At 55.9% G+C, this 13,695-nt stretch carries 16 protein-coding genes and 1 pseudogene; 9 read left to right on the forward strand and 8 right to left on the reverse strand.

The features are described 5' to 3' along the window. Window positions 1–33: 33 nt before the first annotated feature. Entirely contained in the window at window positions 34–264 is a 231-nt protein-coding gene (sipA, locus tag H6F57_RS09040; protein ID WP_073609289.1) for a regulatory protein SipA, read from the reverse strand. 113 nt (window positions 265–377) lie between these two features. Continuing rightward, window positions 378–578, reverse strand: a complete 201-nt coding sequence (locus H6F57_RS09045; protein ID WP_190625287.1) for a hypothetical protein — start codon at window positions 576–578, stop codon at window positions 378–380. A 90-nt stretch (window positions 579–668) separates the two neighbouring features. Between H6F57_RS09045 and H6F57_RS09050 the strand changes: the two are divergent. The 9 genes and pseudogenes from H6F57_RS09050 to H6F57_RS09090 all read left to right on the forward strand — a co-directional run. Next, window positions 669–1,021: pseudogene (locus H6F57_RS09050) on the forward strand (ABC transporter permease); the annotation flags it as partial. 156 nt (window positions 1,022–1,177) lie between these two features. Next, entirely contained in the window at window positions 1,178–1,933 is a 756-nt protein-coding gene (locus H6F57_RS09055; RefSeq protein ID WP_199289541.1) for an isochorismatase family cysteine hydrolase, read from the forward strand. Between the two features lie 25 nt (window positions 1,934–1,958). Next, window positions 1,959–3,473: an ABC transporter ATP-binding protein gene (locus H6F57_RS09060; RefSeq protein WP_190625288.1), complete on the forward strand. Its 1,515-nt coding sequence runs from the start codon at window positions 1,959–1,961 to the stop codon at window positions 3,471–3,473. Window positions 3,474–3,477: 4 nt separating this feature from the next. Further along, entirely contained in the window at window positions 3,478–3,831 is a 354-nt protein-coding gene (locus tag H6F57_RS09065) for a cupin domain-containing protein (RefSeq protein WP_190625289.1), read from the forward strand. An 87-nt stretch (window positions 3,832–3,918) separates the two neighbouring features. Next, window positions 3,919–4,650 (forward strand): isochorismatase family cysteine hydrolase, encoded by a 732-nt coding sequence (locus H6F57_RS09070; protein ID WP_190625290.1) that lies wholly within the window; start codon window positions 3,919–3,921, stop codon window positions 4,648–4,650. Between the two features lie 207 nt (window positions 4,651–4,857). After that, the gene (locus H6F57_RS09075; RefSeq protein ID WP_190625291.1) at window positions 4,858–5,310 is read left to right on the forward strand and encodes an orange carotenoid protein N-terminal domain-containing protein; all 453 of its coding nucleotides are present in this window, start codon (window positions 4,858–4,860) and stop codon (window positions 5,308–5,310) included. A gap of 678 nt (window positions 5,311–5,988) precedes the next feature. Then, window positions 5,989–6,957, forward strand: a complete 969-nt coding sequence (locus H6F57_RS09080) for a sodium-dependent bicarbonate transport family permease (RefSeq protein ID WP_190625292.1) — start codon at window positions 5,989–5,991, stop codon at window positions 6,955–6,957. A 4-nt stretch (window positions 6,958–6,961) separates the two neighbouring features. Further along, on the forward strand, window positions 6,962–7,273 hold the full coding sequence (locus tag H6F57_RS09085; RefSeq protein ID WP_190625293.1) for a P-II family nitrogen regulator: 312 nt from the start codon (window positions 6,962–6,964) through the stop codon (window positions 7,271–7,273). Between the two features lie 11 nt (window positions 7,274–7,284). Further along, on the forward strand, window positions 7,285–7,992 hold the full coding sequence (locus H6F57_RS09090; protein WP_190625294.1) for a carbonic anhydrase: 708 nt from the start codon (window positions 7,285–7,287) through the stop codon (window positions 7,990–7,992). Window positions 7,993–7,997: 5 nt separating this feature from the next. On the opposite strand, the gene H6F57_RS09095 is transcribed toward H6F57_RS09090, so the two are convergent. The 6 genes from H6F57_RS09095 to H6F57_RS09120 all read right to left on the reverse strand — a co-directional run bounded on the left by H6F57_RS09095 (window position 7,998) and on the right by H6F57_RS09120 (window position 13,680). Continuing rightward, a complete protein-coding gene (locus H6F57_RS09095) occupies window positions 7,998–9,509 on the reverse strand; it encodes a GMC family oxidoreductase (protein WP_190625295.1) in 1,512 nt (503 codons plus the stop codon). An 89-nt stretch (window positions 9,510–9,598) separates the two neighbouring features. Further along, window positions 9,599–9,934: a XisI protein gene (locus tag H6F57_RS09100; RefSeq protein WP_190625296.1), complete on the reverse strand. Its 336-nt coding sequence runs from the start codon at window positions 9,932–9,934 to the stop codon at window positions 9,599–9,601. Beyond that, window positions 9,922–10,338 carry a XisH family protein gene (locus H6F57_RS09105; RefSeq protein WP_190625297.1) on the reverse strand — a complete coding sequence of 139 codons (417 nt, stop codon included), beginning with the start codon at window positions 10,336–10,338 and terminating at the stop codon, window positions 9,922–9,924. Before H6F57_RS09105 ends, H6F57_RS09100 begins: the two co-directional genes overlap by 13 nt. A gap of 109 nt (window positions 10,339–10,447) precedes the next feature. Next, window positions 10,448–11,053 carry a cytochrome c oxidase subunit 3 gene (locus H6F57_RS09110; RefSeq protein ID WP_190625298.1) on the reverse strand — a complete coding sequence of 202 codons (606 nt, stop codon included), beginning with the start codon at window positions 11,051–11,053 and terminating at the stop codon, window positions 10,448–10,450. Continuing rightward, complete coding sequence (gene ctaD, locus H6F57_RS09115) at window positions 11,040–12,725, reverse strand: cytochrome c oxidase subunit I (protein ID WP_190625299.1); 1,686 nt, start codon at window positions 12,723–12,725, stop codon at window positions 11,040–11,042. Before ctaD ends, H6F57_RS09110 begins: the two co-directional genes overlap by 14 nt. Beyond that, window positions 12,718–13,680 (reverse strand): cytochrome c oxidase subunit II, encoded by a 963-nt coding sequence (locus H6F57_RS09120; protein ID WP_190625300.1) that lies wholly within the window; start codon window positions 13,678–13,680, stop codon window positions 12,718–12,720. Before H6F57_RS09120 ends, ctaD begins: the two co-directional genes overlap by 8 nt. Window positions 13,681–13,695 lie beyond the last annotated feature (15 nt).

Raw genomic sequence — 13,695 nt, forward strand, 5'->3', positions numbered from 1 at the left:
GGCGACAAGGAATGACTTGCAGACCCCGGTAGTTTAGTCTGCCGGGGTTTCTGCTAGCTCTAAAAACTGGCTATCGACTAGAAAAGACCCTTTGTCGAATTTGATGCCCCAATAGCCACCGGGGCGACGGTTGAGAATGACCCCTTCGGCCCCTAAGGGAATCGTATCGGCGGGCCGCAGCATGGGCATGGGGTCGGCGGTTTTGAAATAGGGGGGCAGAGCGGCGAGGCGGACGCGATCGCCGACGGCAAATTCAGATGTCATGGCCACCTCTGGGTCAACATGGGGTTAAATGCCTCAAACCTAGGGTTGGGGAGCTCTGGCTGAGCTAAGGGCTAGTGGTTAGAGGCAGTGTGATATCTGGAGTGTAGTCTACTCTAGGGGTAATACAGAGGCGCGATCGAAGGCGTTAGGCTGATGGCTGAGGTTTCGCTGGCCACTAAGGTCACTAAGGCCGCTTTTTGAGCTTCGGTCAGGCCGGTTACCCCGGCGATCGCCATGCCTTTGTAGGGACGGAGCACCCGCAGCCTTTGGGCATGACAGTAGATAAAGCCGTCGGGGTCAGCAGTTTCTGCCAAACCTGAATAGTTTCGTTTTGGCTACAGCTAATCAGGCGATCGCCGTCGGCGCTAAAGGTAACGTATCCCGCCCACTTGTTGTGGCCGCAGAGGGTGCAGATGGCCAGCATTGTGGCGGACAGTTTTTTGACCCGCATTGGCGACGCATCCCTATCGCTCTTTTACCCCGGCAGTTGGTCAGAGCGGATCTCTAGCGCTCAGGGCTTAATGGCTGTGGCCCTGGTGATTTTTGCCCGCTGGAACCCGGTGCAGTGTCTCTACGCCTCGCTGCTGTTTGGCAGTGCCCAGGCAATCGGCCCGGCCCTGCAATCGGTGGGCATTGACGCCTACTACTATTCGTTCAACGCCTCGCCGTACATTTTGACCCTGTTGATTGTGATTACCTGCTCGCCCAAGCGTAGTTGACCCGCGCACCAGGAGCATTGGGACAAGCTCAGGAGTAACAGTTTGCCGCCGTCTTTTAAAGCATTTTGGAGGAATGTTTCGCCCTGTAGATTGGGTAAAACGTAGTGCAACCCAACAGCAGCAGATTTGTTGGATGCCGCTTTGCTCTAACCCAATCTACAGGGCGCCATCAGCTACTCAACTGGAGAGAACCCATGGGAATTTTCGTTGAAGCCGAGCCGTATCCATACCCCTACGATGGGGAGTTGCGGCCCGAAAATACGGCGCTGATTGTGATCGATATGCAGACCGATTTCTGCGGCATCGGCGGCTATGTAGACAAGATGGGCTACGACCTGTCGCTCACCCGTGCCCCCATTCAGCCAATCGCCAAGCTGCTGGAGGTGATGCGCGATCGCCACTTCACCATCATCCACACCCGCGAGGGCCATCGTCCCGATCTGTCAGACCTGCCGGAGAACAAACAGTGGCGATCGCGGCAGATCGGCGCGGGCATTGGCGACCCCGGCCCCTGCGGGCGCATTTTGGTGCGCGGCGAACCCGGCTGGGAACTCATCCCCGAGCTGCAACCCCTGCCCGGCGAAGTGGTGATCGACAAACCCGGCAAAGGCTGCTTCTACGCCACCGATCTGGATTTAATTCTCACCCGCAAAGGCATTCGCAACCTTATTCTGGCGGGCATCACCACCGATGTGTGCGTTCACACCACCATGCGCGACGCCAACGATCGCGGCTACGAGTGCCTATTGCTCTCTGACTGCACGGGCGCTACCGACTACAGCAACCACCTGGCCGCGCTGAAGATGGTCAAAATGCAGGGCGGTGTCTTCGGCGCGGTGGCCCATTCCGAAGCCCTGATCGAAGCTTTGGCCCATTCCGAAACGAGTTTTGGGGAGTTGGGCACTGCCCGCCCTACGGCTGTTCCGCAAGCGCACTCTACTTTCTCCTAATCTTCCCATCACTCCCTACTCCCCTATGAAAACCGCAGTTGCTGCACCGCAGACCAAAACCGCCCCGCCCGAGCTAGAGGTGATCAACCTCACCAAACGCTTTGGCACCTTCACCGCCCTCGATCAGGTCTCGATCAAAGTCACCCCTGGCAGCTTTCACGCCCTGCTGGGCGAAAACGGGGCCGGCAAAAGCACCCTAGTGAAATGCATCATGGGGTTTTATACCCCCACCTCGGGCGATGTACTAGTAGCCAAGCAGTCGCGCACCATTGCCAGTCCCAAGGATGCCCACCACTTCGGCATTGGCATGGTCTACCAGCACTTCACCTCGGTGCCCGCGATGACCGTGGCCGAAAACCTAGTGCTGTCGCGCTACGACAGCCCCCAGTGGATCAACTGGAAGACCGAGTACGATCGCCTCGACGCCTTCATGGCCACCTCGCCCTTTCAGATCGATCTGCGCACCCCCATCTCTCAGCTGGCGGCGGGCCAAAAGCAAAAGCTTGAAATTCTCAAGCAGCTGTACCTGAACAGCCGGGTGCTGATTCTCGATGAGCCCACCTCGGTGCTCACCCCCGACGAAGCCGACGAAGTGCTGGGCCTGCTGCGGGAAGAAGTTACCGCTGGCCACCTTAGCGTGCTGATGATTTCCCACAAGTTTCGCGAGGTGATGGCCTTTACCGACGAGGTGACGGTGCTGCGCAAGGGGAAACTGGCGGGCCACGGCTACGTGCGCGATTTAACCGTCGATGACATGGCCCACATGATGCTGGGCGAAAAGAAAGAGGCCACCCCGGTCGCAAAGGTCGCGATCGCCGATTCGCGGCCTGTTTTAGAGCTCAAAGATCTCTGCGCCGATCGCGATAACGGCCTGCCCGCCGTGTGCAGCGCCAGCCTCATTGTCAACAGCGGCGAAATCGTCGGCATTGCGGGCGTCTCAGGCAACGGCCAGCGCCCCCGCCACAGCGGCGACATTCTCGTCAACGGCGAGCCCTACCAGCCGACCCGCAGAGAAATGGCCCGCCACCAGGTCTACACCCTGCCCGAAGAACCACTGCGCAACGCCTGCGTGCCCCACATGAGCGTGGCCGAAAACATGGCCCTGCGTACCTTCGACTGCCCACCCCAGGCCAGACACGGCTGGCTGCTCAGCCTCAGCAACATTCGGCGCATGGCTGAGGGCTTAGTCCAGAGGTTTTCGGTTAAAACCCCGTCGGTTGATACCCCGGTGGGTCATCTCTCCGGTGGCAACGTGCAGCGCACCGTGCTGGCCCGCGAACTGTCGTCTACTAACATCAACCTGCTGATTGCCGCGAACCCCTGCTTTGGCCTCGACTTTTCTGCCGTTGACTACATTCACAGCCAGATACTGGCTGCCCGCAATCGCGGCGTGGCGGTGCTGCTGGTGAGCGAAGATCTAGATGAGCTGCTGAAGCTGAGCGATCGCATTTTTGTGATCAGCACCGGCGAGCTAGTCTACGAAAGCCCCACCGCCACCGCCGACATCAAAACCCTGGGCCACAAAATGGCCGGACACTAACCCTATGGAAACGATCCAATCCACGATTTTGCCTGAGCTTTGGCAGTTGGCCCAGGCCAACAATTTACTCTGGGAACCCTTTCGCCCCGGCGTTGAGATCCACCGGCTCTATTCACCAGAGCCTAACGGGTCCGCCGCTGCCCTGCTGCGCTATCAGCCTGGGGCCAGCGTTCCCTACCATCGCCACACCGGCTTTGAGCATGTTTTGGTGCTCTCCGGCTCGCAAACCGACACTAACGGCACCTACACAGCGGGCACCCTGGTGATCAACCCTCCCGGCACCCGCCACACTGTCAGCAGCCTTGACGGCTGCATCGTTCTCGCCATCTGGGCCAAACCCGTCCAAATCGAAGAATAGGGCTGATCTCACCCATCTTCCCGTTTTATGGCGAAGCATTGGGCAGACGCCGTCCGCCCCTAACCCATCCACCCTTACCCATTCACCATGCCCCTGCCCGCCCTACCCTACCTCTACCCCCTCCCCCCCACCGGCCTGGCGCTGCTCATCATCGACATGCAACGCGACTTCATCGAGCCCGGCGGCTTTGGCGATGCCCTGGGCAACGATGTCACCCTGCTGCGATCGATCATTCCCAACGTCAAGGCGTTGCAGGAGGCGTTTCGGCGCTACCATCTGCCGATTTTTCAGACCGTAGAAGGGCATTTGCCAGATCTCTCAGACTGTCCCCCATCGAAGCGTGATCGCGGCAATGGCTCGCTCAAAATCGGCGATCGCGGCCCCATGGGGCGAGTTTTGGTGCTGGGCGAACCGGGCAACAGCATCATTCCCGAACTCGCGCCGTTGCCCAACGAGGTCATTATTCCTAAACCCGGCAAGGGAGCCTTCTATGCCACTGAACTAGAGGCTCACCTCAAAGCCCAAGGCATTACCCACCTGATTATTACCGGCGTTACTACCGAAGTCTGCGTGCAGACCACCATGCGCGAGGCCAACGATCGCGGTTACGAATGCCTGCTGGTCGAAGATGCCACCGAGAGCTACTTTCCCGAATTTAAGCAGTCCACCCTCGAAATGGTGCGCGCCCAAGATGGCATCATCGGCTGGACGGGGCACACCAACGCGCTGCTCGGTGCCCTTGCGGCTCAGTATGAGGCTCCGGTAATAGTCCAGGGTTCGACCGCCGCAGAGTTTTCTGAGGCGATCGCCGCCTCTTAAACCCCTTTAATTGTCCTGTGCGACCTTGTCACTCTGTCAAATCGAGGGTTTTTGGGTTATCCCTTCTGGCAGACAACATCACTTGCCTTTAATCGTTAAGGTCTGTAACGAAAGCGTTGTTAGCCTAACCTTTTCAAAACTTCAGTTCAGCTTGAACTCAGGTTTTGTCGGAAAAGCACAGTGCAGAACCTTACACAGGAAGTCCCCATGACTAACTCAACTCTAGACGCGATTAAAGAGCCTCTACAACAGTTTGCAAACTTCGATGCTGACACCCAGCTAGCGCTGTTGTGGTACGGCTATTTAGACATCAAAGATCAGCTCAATCCTAACCCCGATAGCAAGGTAGAAGGAATGGGCCAAACCCTCTACGACCACATAGTCGTTCTGTCCAAAGATGACCAACTTCAGGCTCAGCGCGATATCGCCAACCGAGCTGATACCGACATCAGCAAACTGTATGGTGCCCTCAGCCCCTCGTCGAAGCTAGAGACTTGGCTACTACTAGCCCAGGGTATGGAGTCGGGCGAGATCATTAACGTCCCCAGCGACTACTCCTTGCCTGAGAACACCCAGGGGTTTGTTGACCAAATTAAAGCCTTGGACTTTGAACAGCGGATTACCTTTACCCGCGACGCGGTCACCGGTATGGGCGCGTAAAAAGTCACTCTCGGGTAGCAGCAGATGCCCTCAATGGGCACCGGCTAATGAACCCTTTGGGGCTAGTTATTACTAGTCTGATGAGCATCAAAAATTGAGATGCTTGTAGACGGGTTAAATAGGTTTTGACCAAGCAGCAATTAGCTTTGCGAGGTTCCACTATTGGCCGATCTGTACGTTTGAATTTGACAGAACAATAAACTCTAGGAGTTAGCCCGCTAGTGGTTGGCTCCTTTTTTATTGAGCAGTTTAGCTATTGATGTGAAAAGTTGTCAGACAATGCTCTAGAGTTAAGCACTACGGATCGCCTATTTGTTAGCCCCGAATTTGACGAGAGGTTCGACCGGTTGTCCCTACCGAGCATCCTGTTTTGAATAGGGTTTAAGTAAGATTCAGCATCACCCGTCTATCATGATCGTTTTGACAGGGATCAAGTGGTGAGTAATCAAAATTCTCCATTAATTCCCCAGTAGCTACGCTTTCCCAGTCTTTCTAAAAAGGTTTCGAACAGTTCGAAAAACGACCATTCTGTCCATAGGCAGAACGGCAAAGATTTTAACGAAACCATTGACAGGGGGGGATTCGACGCGATACACCATGGGGGCATAGGGCAATAATAGTTGACAGCATGCAAAGTTTGTTTAAGTTTCGGCGATATCTGCATCAGAAGAGGTGGACATGAATGCCAACTTGATCGTGTCCAACATTCTGAATCCTCCAGTGCTATTTTTCTTTTTGGGAATGATAGCTGTTTTAGTTAAATCTGATTTAGAAATTCCGCCGCCAATTCCAAAGCTGTTTTCTCTGTATTTGCTGTTGTCGATTGGGTTTAAAGGTGGGGTTGAGCTAACTAAGAGTGGTATCAACCAGCAGGTAGTTCTGACGATTTTGGCGGCGATCGTGATGGCCTGCGTCGTGCCGCTATACACATTTTTTATTCTACGGCTGAAGCTCGACACCTACGACTCAGCAGCGATCGCCGCCACCTACGGCTCGATCAGCGCCGTTACGTTCATTACGGCCAGCTCCTTCCTCACCGAGTTGGGCATGCCCTTCGACGGGTTTATGGTGGCCGCCCTAGCCCTAATGGAATCCCCCGCCATCATTGTCGGGCTGATTCTAGTGAACTTCTTCGCCAGGGACGAAGAGCGAGAATTTGTCTGGTCTGAGGTCCTGCGGGATGCCTTTCTAAACAGCTCAGTCTTTTTGTTGGTCGGCAGCTTAATCATCGGTGTGCTCACCGGAGAGCACGGTTGGGAAGTCTTGTCGCCCTTTACCCAGCAGATGTTCTACGGTGTGCTGACCTTCTTCTTGCTCGACATGGGCTTAGTCGCGGCCCGGCGCATTAAAGACTTGCAAAAAACCGGCTTGTTCCTAATTTCCTTTGCCATACTGATCCCAATACTGAATGCAGGCGTTGGATTGCTAATCGCCAGGGCGATCGATATGTCCCAAGGTAATGCCCTCCTATTTGCGGTGCTGTGTGCCAGCGCATCCTATATTGCGGTTCCAGCGGCCATGCGGCTAACGGTGCCCGAGGCCAACCCGAGCCTGTACGTTTCTACGGCTTTAGCGGTCACGTTTCCGTTCAACATTATTGTTGGAATTCCGCTTTATCTGTACGGCATTAACCTGTTGTGGAGCTAAGCCCATGCATCCTGTTAAAAAGATTGAGATTATTGCCAACTCCTTTGAGTTGGCCAAGATTTTAGACAGCCTGAAAAAATCAGGAGTTCATGGTCATGCGGTGATCCGCAACGTCGAAGGCGAGGGGCTGCGGGGCGGAAGCGAAGACCTCGACATGACTATGCTCGACAACGTCTACATCGTCGCGTTTTGCATGCCTGACGAAATCAAAACCGTAGCCGAGAACGTGCGGCCGCTGCTGAACAAATTTGGCGGCACCTGTTACATCTCCGATGTGATGGAAATTCGCTCCGTGAAATGTGTGGCGTCGCTGTAAGGAATTGAGTTATGGACCATAGCGATAGAGGTATCGATCGCCGCCGGGTACTGACTCTTGGCGGTGGATTGTTGGGGTTAGCGACGCTAGGGCCAGCAATCTGGCCGACAAAATCAGCGGCGGCAGCAACTTTAGCACCGTCATCCCTCAGCCCTGAAGAGGCGCTGCAGCGATTGATAGACGGCAACCAGCGGTTTACCGGGCACCACCTTGAACACCCCGACCAGTCGGAGGAGCGGGTGCTCGAGCTGACCCAGTCCCAGCATCCCTTTGCCACGGTGCTCAGCTGTGCCGACTCGCGGGTGGCAGCTGAGATCATCTTTGACCAGGGCCTGGGCGATATCTTTGATGTGCGAGTAGCGGGCAACATTGCCACGCCTGAGGTGGTGGGCAGCATTGAGTATGCTGTGGAGCTGCTAGAAACTCCGCTGCTGATGGTGCTGGGTCACGAGCGCTGTGGTGCAGTGACGGCAGCCGTGAAAAATGAACCGCTACCGGGAGATATCGGCACCTTTGTGCAGGCGATTTTGCCGGCGGTGAACCAGGTGAAGGGGCAGCCTGGGGATGCGGTGGACAACGCAGTGACGGCCAATGTGCGTTACCAAGTCGAGCAGGTTCTGATGTCGTCGCTGGTGCGCGATCGCCAGCGGTCAGGCCAGCTTCAAGTGGTCGGTGCCCGCTACGACCTCGATACTGGCACCGTCACCCTAGTCACCTAAGGCGTTTACCGCAGCCTCTCCAGCAGATGATCGCCCACCCGCAGGGCATTGGCAATCACCGTCAGCGCTACCCCCACGCTAGCGCTGGAGGGCATAAAGCTGCTGTCGACCACATAGAGGTTATCTAGCTCGTGGGCGCGGCAGTTAATGTCGAGTACGGAGTTGGTGGGGTCAGTGCCCATGCGGCAGGTGCCACACTGGTAGGCCATCACCGACTGGGGCACTTCGCCGCGCGGGTGCAGGCCCGATCGCGAGAACAGGCTGCTGTCTTTTTCGACCGACTTGAGCACGTCAAGCCAGCGGTAGACAAGGCGATCGTGGGCCTCGGCATTGTTGGCGGTAAACGCCACCGAGAGCTTGCCGTCCTTCACCGTCACCCGGTTTTTGGGGTCGGGTAGCACCTCGGTCATGGCCCACCAGGCGATCGATCGCGTCGCCAGCTGCTTGAGCCCAAAGTTGGGCAAGAACTTGGTAACCAGCGAAAGAACTGGCGGCGACTCGGCAAAAATCGCATCTTGCAGCACCCCGCCCATATTTTGAATGTGGCCCATGGGGTAGTCAACTTGGCTGTCGCCCCAGTAATAGTCGTTAATGCCCACAGAGCGCGGAAATTTTCCAGAGTTGGACTGGGCCGTGACCTGCACAATCGAACTCAGCTGAGTCTTCATCAAATTGCGACCCACCTGATCAGAGCTGTTTGCTAACCCGTTGGGGTGCTTCTCGTTGGCCGATTGCAGCAGCAGCGCCGCCGAATTCACTGCCCCGCAGGCCAGCACAACGATGTTGGCCATAAAGATATAGAGCTGTCCGTTGATCTCAGCCTGCACCGCCTTGACCGCTGTCCCTGCCGGGTTAGTGAGAATGCCGGTAACTTTAGCTGAGGTCTTGAGAGTAACGTTACCAAAATCTAAAGCTGGATTGACCCCAAACACCTCGGCATCCCCGGTCGGATCATCTTCCCGCAGCGACAGCGATATTGGCAGCGGGTAGGGGTGGCAGCCCTGTTTAGCAATGCCCTCTACCACGGGCTGAATGGTGGGGTCGTGGGCGATCGCCGGATAGGCAAAATCCCCACTGCGATGCGGTTCTGTCGGATCTAACCCGCCCTGACCATGCACCTGATACATCGCCTCAGCCTCACTGTAGTAAGGCTCAAAGTCGCTGTACTTAAAGCACCACTCGGGCGAAGTGCCGTCCTGATGGTTCACCGTTTCAAAATCTTTTTCGCGCATGCGCTGCAGAGCAGCCCCGTAGATCTTGGTATTGCCGCCGATCGCATACTTCATCTGCGGCGTGAAGGGTTCACCTTCGCCGTCATACCACTGCTCGGGGGCGTGGTAGCGCTGCTTCTGAAAGATATCCACATCGCTGATGTTTTGCTCTTCGAGAGGCATCGAGCCGCCCCGTTCCAGCAGCAGAATCCGCTTACCCGAGGTTGCGAGTTTACGGGCCAGAGTGCCGCCTCCCGCTCCGGTACCGACAATGATCACGTCGTAGTGCTGGTCGTCGATAATCATAAAAGAATTCTCACTAGGGGGCTAGGAAAATGGGCTGGCTTAAACCGATTGGGGGTTAGAGAAGGTTGAGAGGGTGCAGCACATCGCTGCTAAGCTACCGCAAATCCTGTGTAGGGTCTGACCGAAGGTTCTTGAAATCCGAGAACGATATCTGTTTCAGGTATTCCTGTCGCCACTAGTTCATTGGCAATGCCGTCTTCAGTACCATCGCGTTGTACCCAAACTTTGCCGTTGCGAATTTCGATATGAATCAGGCACCCGTGGTGGTGGCGTTGGCCGTTCCAGCCTTCAGAGAGAATAATGTATTGGTCGGTGTCCGCGTCAAAGGCAGCGAGATTGCGGACATCGACATTAGCGTAGGCAAGACGGGTGTATGGATTCAAAACCCTGCGAATAATCTGGCGATAGCTCTCTAAGGTATCCATCGAGTGATTACCTCTTGCTCAGGGTTAAACGATACGAGTTTTATAATGTTTCGCTCTAAGAGCATTTTGCCAATTTCTGCTTCAAACAAATCGAGATACACTGCTTCTCGAATCGCCAGGTACAGAGTTCGGTCTGGTTCGATGAGGCTCAAAGCATTTTCGTAAAGCACGAACTGACCTAAGGCATTTTCTAAATCACGGATTTCTGAAGGGCCAACGAAGCTCTTGACTTCAACAGCGATTTTATCTAAACCTTTCTCCGCCGCAAGCAATTTTTCGGCACCTAAGTCAATAAACAGATCCTTTTTACCTATGCGCAAACTCAGAGGATCCTGGGTAATTGTCCATCCATCCTTAATTAAGGCAGTTTTGACAGCATCATGGTAAATATCCTTGGCGGGCATAGTAACTTTTGCTAATGCAAATCTTGCTGGAAGCGATCCTGAGGTTCTCTAGAGAAATTGTAAGCAAACTAAAGCGGTCCAAAAGAACCTTGGGATTTGAGAGAACAACCTACTGCCAAACATAGATCAAGATGAACAGGATAATCCAGATCACATCGACGAAGTGCCAGAACAACGAGGTTGCCGCTACGCCAAACTCGCCCCCAGCATAGTTATTGGGCAAAAACGATCGCCCCAGCATAATCCCTTGCAAGAGCACGCCGGTCATCACGTGCAGGCCGTGGAAGCCAGTCAGCAGGTAGAAGGTGCCGCCAAACACACCGTCGGTAAAGCCGAAGGACAACCCCATCCACTCCACCGCCTGGCCGTAGAGAAAGAAGCTGCCCATAGCCATAGTCAGCAGCCAAAAGGCGCGAAAGCCCCAGAGGTTTTCTTTGCGCAAAAACCGCTCGGCGAAGTAAATCACAAAACTGCTCGACACCAGCACGATGGTATTGATCAGCGGTTCGCGCACCTCTAGCCCCTCAACGCCAGCCGGCAGCCAGTCGGTGAGATTGGTTTTGTAGACGATGTAGCCCACAAAAAAGCTCAAGAAAATCACGCTTTCTGATAACAGAAAGACGATGAAGCCAAACATGCGATGGTCTTCTTCTTCATGCTCGGCGGCGTGGGCACTGTGGGTATTGAGGGTGGGGTCGAGGTTAGCTGTGCTCACTGATCAACTCTCCAGCGGGATTGTTGGCAACTAAAGATTCGTCGGAGCCATAGCCGTAGGGGCCAGACACGACAATCGGAATTTCTTCAAAATTTTCGACCGGCGGCGGCGAGGAAACCAGCCATTCCAGACCGATCGCATTCCAAGGGTTAGCCGGGGCTCGCTTGCCCAGCACCCAAGAACTCACGATATTGAGAATAAAGGGCAGGGTCGAAACCCCCAGCAAAAAGCCGCCCAGGCTGGCGATCACGTTCCAGTAGGCAAACTCGGGGTCGTAGGAGGCCACCCGCCGGGGCATGCCCATCAGCCCTAGGGGGTGCATGGGGAAAAAGTTGAGGTTGACGCCAATAAAGGTGAGGGCAAAGTGCAGCTTGCCCAGCCCCTCGTAATACATGTGGCCCGTCATTTTAGGGAACCAGTGGTAGATGGCAGCGTAAATGCCCATCACCGTAGCGCCATAGATCACGTAGTGGAAATGGCCCACTACAAAGTAGGTGTTGTTGACGTGAATGTCGAAGGGCACCGCCCCCAGCATGACGCCGGTAATGCCCGCAAACAAAAAGCAGACTAAGCCGCCCAAGGCAAACAGCATGGGCGTGTCGAGCCGCAGCTTGCCGCCCCACACCGTGGCCACCCAGGCAAACACCTTCACCCCCGTGGGCACCGAAATCAGCATGGTGGAAAACATAAACAGCATCCGCATCCAGCTGGGGGTGCCGCTGGCAAACATGTGGTGCACCCACACCATGGCGCTGAGTATGGTGATGAGCACTGACGACACCACGACAAACCGATAGCCAAACAGGGGCTTGCGGGCGTAGACCGGAAAAATCTCCGAAAATGTGCCAAAGATCGGCAGAATAATGACGTAAACTGCCGGGTGGGAGTAGAACCAAAAGAAGTGCTGATAGAGCACCGGGTCGCCGCCCTTGGCCGGGTCAAAAAAGCTGGTGCCCGCCGTTAAATCTAGCAGCAGCATCACGGCCCCCGCTGTTAGGGAGGGCAGACCAAACAGCTGAATCATCTGGGCCGCCAGCACCGACCAGCAAAAGGCGGGCATTCTAAACCAGCCCATGCCTGGGGCCCGCATGCGAAAGATGGTGGTGACAATGTTGACCGCCCCCATAATCGACGACACCCCCGAGAGAGCCACCGCCAGCAGCCAAAGTACTTGGCCGTTGATCAGATTGCCGGTGGGATTTTGCAGGCTGACCGGGGGGTAGGCCCACCAGCCCGACTGCGACGGCCCGCCGGGGATAAAGAAACTGACCATCAGCAGAGTGCCAAACACCGGCACCAGCCAGAAGGCGGCGGCGTTGAGCCGGGGAAAGGCCATATCCCGCGCCCCAATCATTAAGGGCACCAGGTAGTTGGACAACCCGTTGAGCATCGGGAAGGTCCACATGAACAGCATGATGGTGCCGTGCATGGTGAACAGGGCGTTGTAGACGGTGCGATCGACCAGGTCGGCTTCAGGGGTAATTAGCTCCCCCCGCATGACCATGGCCAGCAGCCCGCCAATCAGGAAGAACACAAAGGCTGTGACCATGTACTGAATGCCGATCACCTTGTGGTCGGTGCTAAAGCTGAAAAACCGTCGCCAGTTGTTGGGAGCACCGGGAAACGGCTGATCGCTCTTGGCGGCGATCGCATCGAGCGACGCATTACTCATAGCTATCTTCCTCAGAGCTAGCAAAATTTACACGGGGGGGCGGAGCCGGTTCGACGGTTTTCCAGCCCGCACTGATGGGGCGATCGCCCAATTTAGTGAATTCGCGAAAGGCGCGATTGTCAGCCTCGGTGAGGGGCTGCTGGGCGGTGGTAGCCAGCCACTGCTGATAGGCCTCGGCCGACTCAACCACCACGATGCCCTGGTTGGCGGCAAAATAGGTGCCGCTGTAGTCAGAGTCGCGCAGTCGGTAGCGCCCCTCGCGGATGGGCATAAAACCAAAGTCGATGGTGCTGCCGGGAATCACATCCTGCTTGACGCGAAAGGCGGGCACGTAGAATCCGTGCAGCACGTCTTCGGAGATTAGCTTTAGCCTGGCCCGCTCGTTTACCGGCAGGTGCAGCTCGGTGCTGACGATGTTTTGGTCGGGGTAGTGAAACTCCCAAGCCCACTGGCGCACGTGGACTTCGATCGGGGTTTTCTCGGGCACAGCAGGCAGGGTTGCGGCCTCGGCGGAGGGCATCAGGCTCAGGCTGGGCACGTGGTTCATGTGCTCCATCGGGCCGAGAATGGCCATTTGGTTGTAGATCTGGTAGCTGTAGGTGGCAATCCAAATCACTAACCCCAGGGGAATCGTTGTCCAGAGAATTTCGACTAGCAGGTTGCCTTCGACTGGGGGGCCGTCGCTGATGTCGTACTTGTCCGCCCGCTGAAACAGCACCGAGTACAACAGCACGGCGGTGACCCCCAGAAAAATGAAGCTGCCAATGGTGGTCAAAAAGCCAAACAGGTCGTCGACCAGCAAGGCCTCAGCTGAGGCCTGGGGCGGCATCCAGAGATAGGCCTGGCGACCAACCCAAAGGCTGACTGCGGCATCGGCGATCACCAAGGCGACCAGCTGGGCAACGGTGCGAAAGGAAAGGCTACGGGGTTTTGTAGGTGTCGTAGGTGTCGTCATATCGCTGTGGTTCCT

Source organism: Leptolyngbya sp. FACHB-60, from assembly GCF_014695775.1.
GTDB lineage: Bacteria > Cyanobacteriota > Cyanobacteriia > Phormidesmidales > Phormidesmidaceae > Nodosilinea.